The sequence below is a fragment of the Pectobacterium peruviense genome, from assembly GCF_003312355.2.
GTDB classification, from domain to species: domain Bacteria; phylum Pseudomonadota; class Gammaproteobacteria; order Enterobacterales; family Enterobacteriaceae; genus Pectobacterium; species Pectobacterium peruviense.
The window spans coordinates 4,537,631-4,551,118 of record NZ_CP161826.1 but is presented as its reverse complement, the minus strand read 5'-3'; the positions used below and the strand labels follow the sequence as shown (position 1 = coordinate 4,551,118).

Below are 13,488 nucleotides of genomic sequence, written 5' to 3'. Positions count from 1 at the left end.
ACTGCAAAGAGAAAATATTACCCTATCAGAGTCGGAAGCCTTCGCCCAGATAGACGCGTTTCACCTGTTCATCGGCCAAAATTTCGGTCGGTGAACCGTGGGCGATCAGATTGCCCTGACTCACGATATAGGCTCGTTCACAGACATCAAGCGTTTCGCGGACGTTATGATCGGTAATCAACACGCCAAGCCCGCTGTCACGCAGATGCTCAATGATTTTTTTAATATCCAGTACGGAGATCGGGTCTACGCCCGCAAACGGTTCATCCAGCAGGATGAATTTCGGATTTGCTGCCAGCGCGCGCGCAATCTCTACGCGGCGTCTTTCCCCACCGGACAGCGATTGTCCCAGACTATCGCGCAAATGAATAATATGGAATTCTTCCATCAGTTCGTTGGCACGATCTTCCTGCTGCTCGGTTGTCAGATCTTTACGGATCTGTAACACCGCCATCAGATTGTCATAGACGCTTAAGCGACGGAAAATAGAGGCTTCCTGCGGCAAATAACCGATGCCACGTAGGGCACGTTCGTGCAGGGGAAGCAGGCTGATGTCATCGTCGTCAATGACGATGCGGCCTTCATCACGCGGGACGATGCCGACGACCATGTAGAACGTGGTCGTTTTACCGGCACCGTTCGGCCCGAGCAGGCCGACGATTTCACCGGAATTGACGGTGAGGCTGACGTTTTCCACGACCTTACGGCCTTTGTACGCCTTGGCCAGATTTTCTGCGGTTAATGTTGCCATAACTTATTCAGTGACCCGTGGTTGCGGTTGCTGAGAACGAGAAGGCTGGTTCTTATTCTCTTTCTCCTGAAGCTGAGAGGGGACTAACACCGTCGTCACGCGTTTTCCTTTGTCGCTGGTCGCTTCCATCTGCTGTTGTTTCACCAGATAAGTGATGCGATCGCCTTTTACATTGCTGTCCTGCTGTTCCAGATAGGCATTGCCTGTCAGCACCAGAAAGTCAGTGGCCAGCTCGTAGCGGATTTTCTGCGCGTGACCTTTCACCGGTTTGCCGTTGTCCTGCATCTGGTAGAACGTCACAGGATTACCGTAACCTTCCACCACTTCACTGCCTTGCGCGCCCTGTGGACGCGTCACGACGACCTTGTCGGCTTTCACTTCAATCGTCCCTTGCTTAACGACAACATTGCCGGTGAACGTCACCGTGTTGCCCTGCATGTCTAGAGATTGCTGTGCTGAATCAATGTGAATAGGTTGGTTGCTATCGCCGGTGACGGCAAAGGCGGAAACGCTGACGGCAAACAGCGAGCTGGCGATCAGGGTGTTACGCATCAGGTTATTGGTTTTGGATTTCATAAGAGGTTTTTACCTTTTCGATCAACTCGGCCGTTTTGTTACGCAGATTTCCGCGCATTTTCATTCCGCTTGAGGTAAAGCTGGTGCCGTACAGGGTGACTTCATCATCGGAAGAGACGTCCTGTGTGACCAGATTCACCTGGGCATTATTCGTTGTGATGCGCTGAAGCTGCGCGTCCTTCGTCAGGCTATTCACCTCGACGTGGCCGTACAGATAGAGCATCTTGTCTTTTGTCAGCTTGGCGCGATCGGCGCGTACTGACCAGGTTGCCGTGCCCTGTTCATTGAACAGCGTGGCAACAGGGGTCGTAAACCAACTTAACTGCTCGTCGTTGAAATATTCTGCTTTTTCCGAAATCAGTCTGTAGCTCAGTTTACCGGCAGGGCTATATACCTGCGTGTTGGTCTTTTCGCTGGTATAGACTGGCACGGCGGGATCGTTGGCATCCGGTGCCGTTACCGTGTTGTCATCCGCAATATTCCAGCCAATGAGGATAAGCACCAATAGTGCCAGAAAAGCGGTCAGCCAACGCTTGGTTTTACTCATATTGACAACCCTTTGGCATGCTCCAGCTTGTCCTGCGAAAATAGAATCAAATCACATAGCTCACGTACTGCGCCACGCCCTCCCGCAATGCGGGTGACATAATCTGCGCACGGTAACAGCAGCGGGTGTGCATCTGCCACGGCAACGCTCAGCCCGACCTGTGCCATCACGGGCCAGTCGATCATGTCGTCGCCGATATACGCGACCTGATTGGCTGTTACGGACAGTTTATCTAACAGATCGTTGAAGGCCAAAACCTTATCCGATTGCCCCTGATAAAGATGGTTAATACCCAGCGTTTTACAGCGATCTTCCAGCAATTTAGCGGAACGCCCGGTAATGATGGCAACCTCAATGTCAGATGTCAGCAAGCAGCGAATGCCATAGCCGTCACGGACGTTAAAGGCTTTCAGCTCTTCACCGTGGTTACCCATGTAAATCAGACCATCGGACATCACGCCGTCAACGTCGCAGATTAACAGGCGAACTTCACGGGCTTTATCCAGTACCTGCTGATCGACCGGTCCATAACAGGTATCGGTTTGCGCCCTGGTTTCACTCATTCACAATTATCCTTTCTTTTTAAACCACGCCAGCCCGCAACATATCGTGCATATGGACAATACCGACCAGACGATCGTTTTCTGCCACTAGCACCGAGGTGATGTGGCGCGACTGCATCAGGTTAAGTGCATCCACCGCCAGCGTTTGCGGTGCGACCCGGATGCCGCCTGCGGTCATCACATCAGCAATGCGCGCGCTGTTCAAGTCTATATTCATGTCGAAGATGCGGCGCAGGTCACCATCAGTGAAGATGCCCTGAATTTTCATATCCGCCTCGCAGATTACCGTCATACCCAGATTTTTGCGCGTAATTTCCACCAGCGCATCACGCAACGACGCATCGTGTGGGACATGGGGAATCTCGTCACCCGAATGCATGATATCGCTGACGCGCAGTAAAAGTTTGCGGCCGAGTGCGCCACCGGGGTGAGAAAGGGCGAAATCTTCGGCGGTAAAGCCACGCGCCTGTAGCAAGGCTACGGCCAGTGCGTCGCCCATGACCAGCGTCGCCGTGGTGCTGGTGGTAGGGGCCAGACCGAGCGGGCAGGCTTCCTGTGGGACGTGGACGCACAGGTGAATATCCGCCGCTTTACCCATCGTACTGTCTGGTGCGCTAGTCATACAGATCAGGAACACTTTCTGGCGTTTCAGAACGGGAATCAGCGAGAGAATTTCATGCGATTCACCAGAATTAGAAATGGCGATCACGATATCGTGCGGTGTCACCATGCCGAGGTCACCATGGCTGGCTTCGCCCGGATGAACAAAAAAAGCGGGAGTACCCGTGCTGGCGAAGGTCGCGGCAATCTTGCAGCCGATATGGCCGGACTTGCCCATCCCCATTACCACGACTTTTCCCTGGCAGTGAAAGATCTTTTTGCAGGCGAGGGTAAAATTGTCATCAATGTACTGGTCTAACTGCGCAAGCCCATCGCGCTCAATACTCAATACTTGCTTACCCGCCTGCTGGAAGTCGAAATCTGGCTGTAGTCTATGTTCGGATAGTGCACGGTCAGACTGCTGTTTTAGGTGAGCGTCTTGTTCAAACTGTGACATACCAATAGTCCTGATTATGATGAAAAACGGAACAATATATTGTGAGAAATAGAACTGCGTATTACGAAAAACAGAACAGCACCGTAAGGTAGGCGATAAACGCGCAGCATAATAATGCGCCTGCCCCCTGTCCTATACGGCGTTTTTTGCTGAGGCACAGTGCAGTTAACAGCACGCTCGCCGCCAGCATGACCCAATAGTCGCGCTGAAAAATCTGAGGATTCAGCGCGCCCGGCGAGAGCAGCGCGGGTACGCCCAGCACAATCGCGATATTAAAAATGTTCGAGCCAATCAGGTTACCCAGCGCGATATCATCTTCTTTCTTCAACGTCCCGACGATAGCGGTAGCGAGCTCAGGCAGACTGGTGCCAATCGCTAATATCGTCAGCCCAATCGTCAATTCGCTGACATCAAAGTAACGTGCAATGACGGTCGCGTTATCCACCACCATACGGGCCGCCATGGGTAAAATAATCATGCCGAGAATCAACCACAGTACGGCGACCATCTGGTTACTGTCGTCCTGCGGAAGTTCCGCCAACTGTTCGCGAGTCAGGCTATCACCACCTTCCCGCTGCGCCTGTTGTGCCATGCGAAGTATCAACACCAGACACAGAATGGCAGCAAAGAGCAGCATCATGCCGTCGGCGCGGCTCAGGTAGCTATCATGCAGCAAAACGCCACACAATAAAGTGACCGACAACATGAGCGGCAATTCCCGGCGCAGTATGGCCGAATGTACGGTGAGTGGACGAATGAGCGCTGCGCCGCCGAGAATGAGTAAAATATTGGTGATATTGGAGCCGATAACATTACCGACGGCCATATCGTTTTGATCGTTTAAGGCGGCGGTAACAGAAACAATCAGCTCAGGTAGCGAGGTGCCGAAGCCGACAATGGTGATGCCGATGACGAAAGGAGGTAAGCCAAGAGAACGTGCAAGCACGGCAGCGCCATAGACAAGACGATCGGCACCGTAGACCAGTAATAGCAAACCAACGAACAAGAGTAGTGTTGCAAAAAGCATGCAGCGTCCTTTAATAGGATCATACTTCAAGCTGCATGTGCGTTGGTTTTTCTTGCTCACCCCAGTCACTTACTGGTGTAAGTTCCCAGAGACTCGCTGCGCCGCCGCCGTCCTGCAACTCGAATTATTTAGTGTATAATCACCAGCTTGTTGTCGAATAAGTCAGTATTTCTGGACGAATTTCGCACAAAAAGCATTTTTCTGTGATGAGTGCTAATTCTGACGGTGCTTGGCGAAAAAGTAAAACCTGTCGCGATAAGTAAAACCCGATAACGGTTTATGCCGCCATTTTGGACAAGAACTTACGGTAAGTTTTTGTAAAACTCTCACTTGCATAAAAGCCAGCCGTTAGGCTGGAGTGAAAGACCTCTATAAGCGTACTGATTGGTAAGGAATGGAAATAATGAACCATGAGGCAACTAATCTGGTCGAGATCCGTGGTCTTAGCTTTCGGCGCGGAGAGCGAGAGATTTTTACAGACATCACGTTGAACGTACCTAAAGGCAAGGTCACTGCGATCATGGGGCCTTCCGGTATTGGTAAAACCACGTTGCTGCGTCTTATTGGCGGGCAACTATCGCCGGACAGCGGTGAAATTTGGTTTGATGGCGAGAATATCCCTGTGCTGTCGCGCAGCGAACTGTACAACGCGCGCAAGAAAATGAGCATGTTGTTTCAGTCTGGTGCGCTATTCACCGATTTGAACGTGTTTGATAATGTCGCCTGGCCGCTGCGTGAACATACCCAACTACCGGAATCGCTGCTGCATAGCATTGTGATGATGAAGTTGGAAGCAGTGGGGCTACGTGGAGCTGCCGAGCTGATGCCAGCGGAACTTTCCGGCGGCATGGCACGGCGCGCGGCACTGGCGAGATCCATCGCGCTCGACCCGCAGTTGATTATGTTCGATGAGCCTTTTGTGGGGCAGGATCCGATCACGCTGGGGACCTTGGTGAAGCTCATTGATGAGCTAAACCACGCATTGGGCGTGACCTGCATTGTGGTTTCTCACGATGTACCGGAGGTGATGAGCATCGCCGATTATGCGTATATCGTGGCCGACAAACGGGTGATAGCTGAAGGAACTGCGGATCAGCTCAGGGCAAATACTGACCCACAGGTTCGTCAGTTTCTGGATGGCATCGCCGATGGGCCAGTGCCTTTCCGTTTTCCTGCTGGTGACTATAAAACGTCGCTGCTAGGCTCAGGGGGTTAACGCAGTCATGTTATTACGGACGTTGGCGTCGCTAGGACGTCAGGGAATCTCCGCCAGTGCCTCGTTTGGGCGCGCTGGGCTGATGCTGTTTAATGCGCTGGTGGGTAAACCCGAATTCAGAAAGCAGTGGCCGCTGTTGGTGAAACAACTTTACAGCGTTGGCGTGCAGTCGCTACTTATCATCATGGTTTCCGGTCTGTTCATCGGCATGGTGCTGGGGTTACAGGGTTATATCATCCTGACGACTTACAGCGCCGAGGCCAGTTTGGGCATGATGGTGGCGCTGTCGCTGCTGCGTGAGCTTGGTCCGGTGGTGACGGCACTGCTGTTCGCTGGGCGTGCCGGTTCCGCGTTGACGGCGGAAATCGGCTTGATGAAGGCAACTGAGCAGCTTTCCAGCATGGAGATGATGGCGGTTGACCCGCTGCGCCGCGTTGTCGCGCCGCGCTTCTGGGCGGGGTTAATTAGCATGCCGCTGCTGGCGGTGATTTTTGTCGCCGTGGGGATCTGGGGAGGCGCGTTGGTCGGTGTGGATTGGAAAGGTATCGACAGCGGGTTCTTCTGGTCTGCCATGCAGGGCGCGGTTGACTGGCGTCAGGATGTGTTGAACTGCGTGATTAAAAGTATCGTATTTGCGATTACCGTGACCTGGATTGCACTGTTTAACGGCTATGACGCGATCCCGACGTCTGAGGGGATTAGCCGTGCAACGACCCGAACCGTCGTGCACTCGTCGTTAGCGGTACTGGGATTGGATTTTGTGCTGACAGCACTGATGTTTGGGAACTGAGTCGATGCAAACAAAGAAAACTGAAGTCTGGGTTGGTGTGTTTATGTTGATCGCGCTGGCTGCCATCCTCTTTTTATGTCTGAAAGTGGCCGATCTCAAGTCGATCGGTAGTGAGCCAACGTACCGCCTGTACGCGACATTTGACAACATTGGCGGATTGAAAGCGCGTTCTCCGATCCGAATTGGTGGCGTGGTTATTGGCCGCGTGGCGGATATCTCGCTGGACGAGAAAACCTACCTTCCGCGTGTGGCAATGGATATTCAGCAGCGTTACGATCATATTCCCGATACCAGTTCTCTGGCTATTCGTACCTCTGGCTTGCTGGGCGAGCAGTATCTGGCATTGAACATCGGGTTTGAAGATGAGGATATGGGCACGACGATTCTGAAAGACGGTGGTGTGATTCAGGACACCAAGTCGGCCATGGTGCTTGAAGACCTCATCGGGCAATTCCTATATAAGAGCGGTGGCAATAGCGAGGATAATGCCGGTCAATCGGGTACGGAACCTGGTGCCGATCCTGCGGCCATGCCTGAGCACAACAACGAATCTGTTCCTTCACATCCATAAGAGGATATCTGCATGTTTAAACGTTTACTGATGGTGGCTTTACTGGTGGTCGCGCCATTAGCCAACGCGGCGGATCAAACGAATCCCTATCGTTTAATGAACGAAACGGCGGAAAAAACTTTCGATCGTTTGAAGAACGAGCAGCCAAAAATCAAGCAAAACCCTGACTATTTGCGTACCGTCGTGCGTGAAGAGCTGCTGCCGTATGTTCAGGTGAGATACGCTGGTGCGCTGGTTCTCGGTCGTTACTACAAAGATTCTACGCCGGCACAGCGTGATGCCTATTTCAAAGCGTTTGAAGCCTATCTGGAGCAGGCTTACGGCCAGGCTCTGGCGATGTATAACGGGCAGAACTATCAAATCGCCCCTGAACAGCCGCTGGGCAATGCCGACATTGTTTCCATTCGTGTCACCATCGTAGATAACGGCGGCCGTCCTCCTATACGTCTGGATTTCCAATGGCGTAAGAACAGCAAAACCGGTAACTGGCAGGCGTACGACATGATTGCCGAAGGTGTCAGTATGATCACCACTAAGCAGAACGAGTGGGCGGCAATATTGCGCCAGAAAGGCGTTGATGGCCTGACTCAACAGCTAGAATCTTCGGCTAAGCAGACCATCACGTTGGATCAGAAAAAGTAATTTGGGTACGAATATGGCGAACGCATTGAACTGGCAGGTGCAGGAATCAACGCTGGCATTAACGGGCGATCTCGATCGTGAAACGCTGTTACCGTTCTGGCAGCAGCGTGAATCGTTGCTGGCGGGTAAAACCACGCTGGATGTGTCTGGATTAAACCGTGTTGATTCTGCTGGGTTGGCATTGCTGATGCATGTTTATCAGCAGCCGTCTTCAGGCGGTGAGATAACGATTGTCGGTGCCAGCGATCGGCTAAAAACGCTCATTGCGCTCTATAACCTGAATGAAATCATTCCTGTGTCTTAAACGGCAATGCTGATTGCCGTATTCGCCCCTTTAGGCATCGTCTGAAGGGGCGCATTCTTTGTTTAAGATAGCGCCATATTCATCTAAGATACCTCCCTGTAAATCATCTCCCCCTGACATAGAAATCGAGAGCGATGGAAAATAACGAAATTAAAGACGTGCTGATGAACGCATTAGCACTGGAAGAAGCCCATGTTTCTGGTGATGGCAGCCATTTTCAAGTTATCGCAGTGGGCGGACTTTTTGCTGGAATGAGCCGAGTAAAAAAACAGCAGGCTGTTTATGCGCCGCTGATGGAGTACATCGCGGATAACCGTATTCATGCATTGTCGATCAAGGCCTATACGCCAGAAGAATGGCAACGCGACCGTAAACTGAACGGCTTCTAAGTATTCCCTGTACGAGAGGGAATAAACTGCCGGTATCAGTGTGACGAAATATTGAATTAAGACATCGAGATACAAAGACTATGGATAAATTTCGTGTTCAGGGCCCAACCCGTTTAGCGGGGGAAGTGACCATTTCCGGCGCCAAGAATGCTGCGTTACCAATCCTGTTCGCTGCGTTACTTGCAGAAGAGCCGGTAGAGATTCAGAACGTACCGAAACTGCGCGATATTGATACCACCATGAAGCTGCTTGGTCAGCTGGGTGCGCGCGTTGAGCGTAACGGTTCTGTCCATGTGGATGCCAGCGATGTAAACGTGTTTTGCGCGCCGTACGATCTGGTGAAAACCATGCGTGCTTCCATCTGGGCTTTAGGACCGCTGGTGGCGCGTTTTGGTCAGGGTCAGGTATCGCTGCCCGGCGGCTGTGCGATTGGCGCGCGTCCGGTAGATTTGCATATTTACGGCCTTGAGCAGCTCGGTGCGCAGATCGTACTAGAAGAAGGCTATGTAAAAGCAACGGTTGATGGGCGCCTGAAAGGTGCGCATATCGTGATGGATAAGGTTAGCGTGGGTGCCACGGTAACCATCATGAGTGCGGCAACGCTGGCGGAAGGCACCACAATTATTGAGAACGCTGCGCGTGAACCGGAGATTGTCGATACGGCAAACTTCCTGAATACGCTGGGTGCGAAAATCAGCGGTGCAGGCAGCGATAAAATCACTATTGAAGGCGTCGCGCGTCTGGGCGGCGGTGTGTATCGCGTTGTTCCTGACCGTATTGAAACCGGGACATTCCTGGTTGCGGCTGCGGTATCACGCGGTCAGATTATCTGCCGCAATACCCGTCCTGATACGCTGGATGCGGTATTGGCTAAGCTGCGCGAAGCGGGCGCGGATATCGAAGTCGGCGAAGACTGGATTAGCCTGGATATGCACGGTAAGCGTCCGAAAGCGGTTACCGTTCGCACGTCGCCGCATCCTGGATTCCCGACCGATATGCAGGCGCAGTTCAGCTTGTTGAATCTGGTCGCAGAAGGGACGGGTGTGATTACCGAAACCATCTTCGAAAACCGCTTCATGCATGTGCCTGAACTTATCCGTATGGGCGCACAGGCGGAGATTGAGAGCAATACGGTGATTTGCCACGGCGTTGATAAGCTGTCCGGTGCGCAGGTCATGGCGACCGACTTACGTGCGTCAGCCAGTCTGGTATTAGCCGGTTGTATCGCGGAAGGTGTGACGACGGTAGATCGTATTTATCATATCGATCGTGGCTATGACCGCATCGAAGATAAGCTGCGCGCATTAGGTGCGAACATCGAGCGCGTTAAAGAGCACGAGTAAGCGCTTCGCCTGTTTCTCTTCATATTATGTTTGTTAACCGGGTGGGTTCCCGCCCGGTTTCTTGTTTGTCTGTCGACGTCACTTTTATCAACCGACTTTGCATGCCGCTATTGGGTCGGGAATTCCTGAATTGTCATTTGTAATGTGAATTGCTTTTTATCACGCTCAACCGTGACGGGGATGACGGTACCGGGGCGTATTTCCGACACCTGTTCCATAGTTTCAATAATCGAGCGTGCGGGCTTATTGTTTACGCTTAGAATGACATCTTCGATGTGGATCCCGGCTTTATCCGCAGGGCCGCCAGGATCGATAGTCTGAACCAGAATACCGCTTAATCTACCCTGTACATCAGGATTGTTGGTTAACGTACTGTTCTCAATTTTTTCGAGTTGTACACCGTTGACGCCAATATAGCCGCGCACCACGCGACCATCGCGAATCAGCTTGCCCATCACCTTGGTGGCTAGCGCCACGGGGATGGCGAAGCTAATACCTTCCGGCGTTTCGCCATTGCTGCTCTTATCAAAAGAAAGGGTATTAATACCAACGAGTTCACCGAGCGTATTGACCAGCGCACCGCCGGAGTTCCCGTGGTTAATTGATGCATCGGTTTGTAGCAGATTTTGGCGTCCTACCTGGCTTCTTTGTTGGCCGTAAGCGCTGAGGCTGACGCGGCCAGTGGCGCTGATGACGCCCTGCGTGACGGTTTGCCCCAAATTATACGGGTTGCCGATCGCCATCACGACATCGCCGACGTGCGGGAGACGGTCTGGATTCATGGGAATAACGGGCAGATTGACGCCATCAATTTGCAGCACAGCTAGATCGGTTAGGGAATCAGAGCCGATTACGCGGGCTTCGTACAGCCTGCCATCTGATAGCTCTATCTGGATCTGCTGCACGTTATTAATCACATGCTTATTGGTTAAAATATACCCTTTATCGTTCATGATGACGCCAGAACCCAGAGGGTGAATAGCGACTTCATTGGGTTTTTCCGCATTGGAAACCCGATTATAAATATTAACCACAGCAGGAGCCGCACGGTTGACGCCCTGATGGTAGCTTACGGGCGAGCCATCAGTATTTCTGTCATTGTTTTTCAGAAATGACGTGCCAGACCCGATGAACGGGAGTACGGCCAGAATAATACCGGCAACGAGGGCACCAAATAGCGCTGAACGTAATAACTTAGCAAGCATGGCTGCGATTTACTGTGGAAAAAGGGAGATAAGGGGAGGATATCACGAGAAGTTCGGACACCGCATGGCTCGGTGTCCGATTTTTTATGGCGAGCCATCCCTGGCCGCCCCCCTTACGGGCCGTTGCTGATACAACGTTAAAAATTTCTCCCGGAAATTTTTTAACATCAGCGATTTTCTGGCTGGTTAGGCTGTCGTAAAAAACGACAAGCGATTAACGTAGCAGCAGATAGATCGTTTCTTCGCCTCGGACGATATTCAGCGCCAGAACGGAAGGTTTCGCTTCCAGCAGTTTGCGCAGTTGCGTGATGTTTTCAATACGCTCGCGGTTTACGCCGATGATGATATCGCCTTTTTGCAGACCAACCTGCGCTGCAGGCGTGTCCTTAGCAACGTTATCAATCTGTACGCCTTTGCTGCCGTCTTTCAACTGTCCATTGGTCAGTGATGCACCCTGCAATGACGGTGAAAGCGTTTCGGCGCTGGTCGATGCCGATGTGCTGTTATCCAACACGACGGAAACTTCCTGCGGTTTACCATCACGCAGCAGGCCGATTTTCACGGTCTTGCCCGGCGCGGTGGTGCCGACTTTGGCTCGCAGTTCTGCAAAGCTGCTGATCGGTTTACCATCCAGTGTTGTCAACACGTCGCCAGCCTTGATACCCGCTTTGGACGCGGCAGATTTCGGTAAGACTTCGCTGACGAAAGCGCCGCGCTGTGCGTCGACGTTGAAGGCTTTCGCCATCTCAGACGTCATCTCGCTGCCTTTAATACCCAGCAGCCCGCGTTTGACCTCACCAAATTCAACCAATTGCTGCGACAGATTCTGGGCCATGTTGCTAGGGATAGCGAAACCGATACCGATGTTTCCGCCGCCCGGAGCCAGAATCGCGGTATTGATACCGATCAGTTCGCCGTTAAGGTTAACCAGCGCACCGCCGGAGTTACCGCGGTTGATAGAAGCATCGGTCTGGATGAAGTTTTCCAGCCCTTCAAGATTCAGGCCGCTACGACCCAGTGCGGAGATAATGCCGGATGTCGCAGTTTGACCGAGGCCGAATGGGTTACCCACGGCAACGGCAAAGTCACCGACGCGCAACTGATCGGAATCCGCCATTTTCACGGCGACCAGATTTTTGGCGTCGTTCAGCTGTAGCAGAGCAATATCGGTTTGCTCGTCGCGACCAATCAGCTTCGCATCATATTCACGCCCGTCATTAAGTTGGACGCGGATTTTGTCGGCGTTATTGATAACGTGATTGTTGGTGAGCACATAACCTTTTGCTGCATCAATAATCACGCCAGAACCCAGACCTTCAAACGGACGAGAATTTTGTTTGTCCGTCGGGAAGTTCGGGCCAAAGAAGAACTTGAACTCTTCCGGTACGCGCTGGCGCTGTACCTGTGTACCTTCAACATGCACGCTGACGACGGCTGGCAAGACTTTTTCCAGCATCGGGGCCAGGCTTGGCGTTTGTTGCCCTTGAACCACGGCAGGCAGCGCAGCATTCGCTACGGGAAGCGTGGACAGGGTCAAACCTATACTCATTGCCAGTGCACTAAATAATAATGACGTTTTTTTCATTGTTATTAACTCTCTCACGGCCTGCGGATGAATAAAACGATGATATATAAACTTAAAGACACGGTGAAGAGTCAGACTGGCGATCAATGTGTAAAGTTCACTGCTGTTTCGTCAGCAGATTGTAACTATCGCTTTTTATGGCGCGTGATCGGGTGATGACAGCCTGCGGTGTGCGTCTTAATAAGCGTAGAACAAGGGAGGGAAAGCGTGAGGCCAGAAAGCCTCACGTTATACCCGTCATACTTCAAGCTGCATGTATGTTGGCTGCGTTTACTCACCCGAATCACTTACTTGGGTAAGCTCATCGGGATTCCCTCTCTTGCCGCCTTCATGCAACTCGAATTATTTAGGGTATAATTAGTTGATATTATTTACGGATCGGGCGCTCGCCCCGCAGCAAACCTGACGCACCATCGGAATAATCGCGTGGTGGCATGTTCACCGGTGCCTGATCGTTATCCGCTTCTGACTCGGTCAGACGGTATTTAAATGGATTATCCTGGCCGGGAACGTTAGGTAACAGGTTATTGGAGCTTTTCGCCATGTGCTGATAAAGCTGACGATAGTCATCCGCCATGTTATCCAACAACTCCGCACTGCGGGCGAAGTGTCCGACCAATTCCTGACGATAGTCTTCCAGTTCGGTTTTGCTTTTCTCCAGCTCATTTTGCAATACCTGCTGTTGCCGCAGTTTACGGTTACCAAAGCGCATGGCGACAGCACCAATAATAATACCGACAACTAAACCTATCAGCGCATACTCCCAAGTCATAATCGCTCCTATTTTGACGTCGTTGTCCCGTAGGGATTTTTCACTTAATAATAGTCACTATAACCGTTAACCTTGCCTGAGTGGAATCCTGATGCTCGATGACTGAAGGGAATGTTGATTCACCGCAGACATCAAGGTTGTTAACTGCGA

16 protein-coding genes are annotated in these 13,488 nt (G+C 51.9%); 7 read left to right on the top strand and 9 right to left on the bottom strand.

The features are described from left to right. Positions 1-25: 25 nt before the first annotated feature. The 6 genes from lptB to DUT67_RS20465 form a co-directional block, all read right to left on the bottom strand. Positions 26-751 (bottom strand): LPS export ABC transporter ATP-binding protein, encoded by a 726-nt coding sequence (gene lptB / locus DUT67_RS20490; RefSeq protein WP_011091922.1) that lies wholly within the window; start codon positions 749-751, stop codon positions 26-28. Positions 752-754: 3 nt separating this feature from the next. After that, positions 755-1,327 carry a lipopolysaccharide ABC transporter substrate-binding protein LptA gene (lptA, locus tag DUT67_RS20485; protein ID WP_048258358.1) on the bottom strand — a complete coding sequence of 191 codons (573 nt, stop codon included), beginning with the start codon at positions 1,325-1,327 and terminating at the stop codon, positions 755-757. Then, positions 1,308-1,874, bottom strand: coding sequence for an LPS export ABC transporter periplasmic protein LptC (gene lptC / locus DUT67_RS20480; protein WP_048258359.1), 567 nt, complete (start codon positions 1,872-1,874; stop codon positions 1,308-1,310). The genes lptA and lptC overlap by 20 nt, the downstream gene beginning before the upstream one ends. Then, positions 1,871-2,437 (bottom strand): 3-deoxy-manno-octulosonate-8-phosphatase KdsC, encoded by a 567-nt coding sequence (gene kdsC, locus DUT67_RS20475; RefSeq protein ID WP_113626492.1) that lies wholly within the window; start codon positions 2,435-2,437, stop codon positions 1,871-1,873. Before kdsC ends, lptC begins: the two co-directional genes overlap by 4 nt. A 19-nt stretch (positions 2,438-2,456) precedes the next feature. Next, a complete protein-coding gene (gene kdsD / locus DUT67_RS20470) occupies positions 2,457-3,494 on the bottom strand; it encodes an arabinose-5-phosphate isomerase KdsD (protein WP_048258361.1) in 1,038 nt (345 codons plus the stop codon). A 61-nt stretch (positions 3,495-3,555) separates the two neighbouring features. Further along, complete coding sequence (locus DUT67_RS20465; protein ID WP_048258362.1) at positions 3,556-4,521, bottom strand: calcium/sodium antiporter; 966 nt, start codon at positions 4,519-4,521, stop codon at positions 3,556-3,558. Positions 4,522-4,924: 403 nt separating this feature from the next. Here DUT67_RS20465 and mlaF point away from each other — a divergent pair, with 403 nt between their 5' ends. From mlaF to murA, 7 genes are all read left to right on the top strand, one after another. Beyond that, positions 4,925-5,737: a phospholipid ABC transporter ATP-binding protein MlaF gene (mlaF, locus tag DUT67_RS20460; protein ID WP_048258363.1), complete on the top strand. Its 813-nt coding sequence runs from the start codon at positions 4,925-4,927 to the stop codon at positions 5,735-5,737. 7 nt (positions 5,738-5,744) lie between these two features. After that, positions 5,745-6,527 (top strand): lipid asymmetry maintenance ABC transporter permease subunit MlaE, encoded by a 783-nt coding sequence (gene mlaE, locus DUT67_RS20455; RefSeq protein ID WP_113626491.1) that lies wholly within the window; start codon positions 5,745-5,747, stop codon positions 6,525-6,527. A gap of 4 nt (positions 6,528-6,531) precedes the next feature. Next, positions 6,532-7,098, top strand: coding sequence for an outer membrane lipid asymmetry maintenance protein MlaD (mlaD, locus tag DUT67_RS20450; RefSeq protein ID WP_048258365.1), 567 nt, complete (start codon positions 6,532-6,534; stop codon positions 7,096-7,098). A 12-nt stretch (positions 7,099-7,110) separates the two neighbouring features. Beyond that, positions 7,111-7,740, top strand: a complete 630-nt coding sequence (mlaC, locus tag DUT67_RS20445; RefSeq protein ID WP_113626490.1) for a phospholipid-binding protein MlaC — start codon at positions 7,111-7,113, stop codon at positions 7,738-7,740. Between the two features lie 13 nt (positions 7,741-7,753). Beyond that, positions 7,754-8,044, top strand: a complete 291-nt coding sequence (gene mlaB, locus DUT67_RS20440) for a lipid asymmetry maintenance protein MlaB (protein ID WP_113632222.1) — start codon at positions 7,754-7,756, stop codon at positions 8,042-8,044. Positions 8,045-8,178: 134 nt separating this feature from the next. Beyond that, positions 8,179-8,433 (top strand): BolA family iron metabolism protein IbaG, encoded by a 255-nt coding sequence (gene ibaG / locus DUT67_RS20435; protein ID WP_039304057.1) that lies wholly within the window; start codon positions 8,179-8,181, stop codon positions 8,431-8,433. A gap of 80 nt (positions 8,434-8,513) precedes the next feature. Then, on the top strand, positions 8,514-9,776 hold the full coding sequence (murA, locus tag DUT67_RS20430) for a UDP-N-acetylglucosamine 1-carboxyvinyltransferase (protein ID WP_113626489.1): 1,263 nt from the start codon (positions 8,514-8,516) through the stop codon (positions 9,774-9,776). A gap of 107 nt (positions 9,777-9,883) precedes the next feature. Here the strand turns inward: murA and degS are convergent, their stop codons facing one another. From degS to zapG, 3 genes are all read right to left on the bottom strand, one after another. After that, the gene (degS, locus tag DUT67_RS20425; RefSeq protein WP_048258369.1) at positions 9,884-10,981 is read right to left on the bottom strand and encodes an outer membrane-stress sensor serine endopeptidase DegS; all 1,098 of its coding nucleotides are present in this window, start codon (positions 10,979-10,981) and stop codon (positions 9,884-9,886) included. A 214-nt stretch (positions 10,982-11,195) separates the two neighbouring features. Then, positions 11,196-12,566 carry a serine endoprotease DegQ gene (gene degQ, locus DUT67_RS20420; RefSeq protein WP_113626487.1) on the bottom strand — a complete coding sequence of 457 codons (1,371 nt, stop codon included), beginning with the start codon at positions 12,564-12,566 and terminating at the stop codon, positions 11,196-11,198. 367 nt (positions 12,567-12,933) lie between these two features. Next, a complete protein-coding gene (gene zapG / locus DUT67_RS20415; protein WP_005975485.1) occupies positions 12,934-13,338 on the bottom strand; it encodes a Z-ring associated protein ZapG in 405 nt (134 codons plus the stop codon). Positions 13,339-13,488: the final 150 nt, after the last annotated feature.

Bases quoted from the DNA above. Each gene is read 5' to 3' on its own strand.
- lptB (WP_011091922.1), bottom strand. From the start codon at position 751: ATGGCAACATTAACCGCAGAAAATCTGGCCAAGGCGTACAAAGGCCGT.
- lptA (WP_048258358.1), bottom strand. From the start codon at position 1,327: ATGAAATCCAAAACCAATAACCTGATGCGTAACACCCTGATCGCCAGC.
- lptC (WP_048258359.1), bottom strand. From the start codon at position 1,874: ATGAGTAAAACCAAGCGTTGGCTGACCGCTTTTCTGGCACTATTGGTG.
- kdsC (WP_113626492.1), bottom strand. From the start codon at position 2,437: ATGAGTGAAACCAGGGCGCAAACCGATACCTGTTATGGACCGGTCGAT.
- kdsD (WP_048258361.1), bottom strand. From the start codon at position 3,494: ATGTCACAGTTTGAACAAGACGCTCACCTAAAACAGCAGTCTGACCGT.
- DUT67_RS20465 (WP_048258362.1), bottom strand. From the start codon at position 4,521: ATGCTTTTTGCAACACTACTCTTGTTCGTTGGTTTGCTATTACTGGTC.
- mlaF (WP_048258363.1), top strand. From the start codon at position 4,925: ATGAACCATGAGGCAACTAATCTGGTCGAGATCCGTGGTCTTAGCTTT.
- mlaE (WP_113626491.1), top strand. From the start codon at position 5,745: ATGTTATTACGGACGTTGGCGTCGCTAGGACGTCAGGGAATCTCCGCC.
- mlaD (WP_048258365.1), top strand. From the start codon at position 6,532: ATGCAAACAAAGAAAACTGAAGTCTGGGTTGGTGTGTTTATGTTGATC.
- mlaC (WP_113626490.1), top strand. From the start codon at position 7,111: ATGTTTAAACGTTTACTGATGGTGGCTTTACTGGTGGTCGCGCCATTA.
- mlaB (WP_113632222.1), top strand. From the start codon at position 7,754: ATGGCGAACGCATTGAACTGGCAGGTGCAGGAATCAACGCTGGCATTA.
- ibaG (WP_039304057.1), top strand. From the start codon at position 8,179: ATGGAAAATAACGAAATTAAAGACGTGCTGATGAACGCATTAGCACTG.
- murA (WP_113626489.1), top strand. From the start codon at position 8,514: ATGGATAAATTTCGTGTTCAGGGCCCAACCCGTTTAGCGGGGGAAGTG.
- degS (WP_048258369.1), bottom strand. From the start codon at position 10,981: ATGCTTGCTAAGTTATTACGTTCAGCGCTATTTGGTGCCCTCGTTGCC.
- degQ (WP_113626487.1), bottom strand. From the start codon at position 12,566: ATGAAAAAAACGTCATTATTATTTAGTGCACTGGCAATGAGTATAGGT.
- zapG (WP_005975485.1), bottom strand. From the start codon at position 13,338: ATGACTTGGGAGTATGCGCTGATAGGTTTAGTTGTCGGTATTATTATT.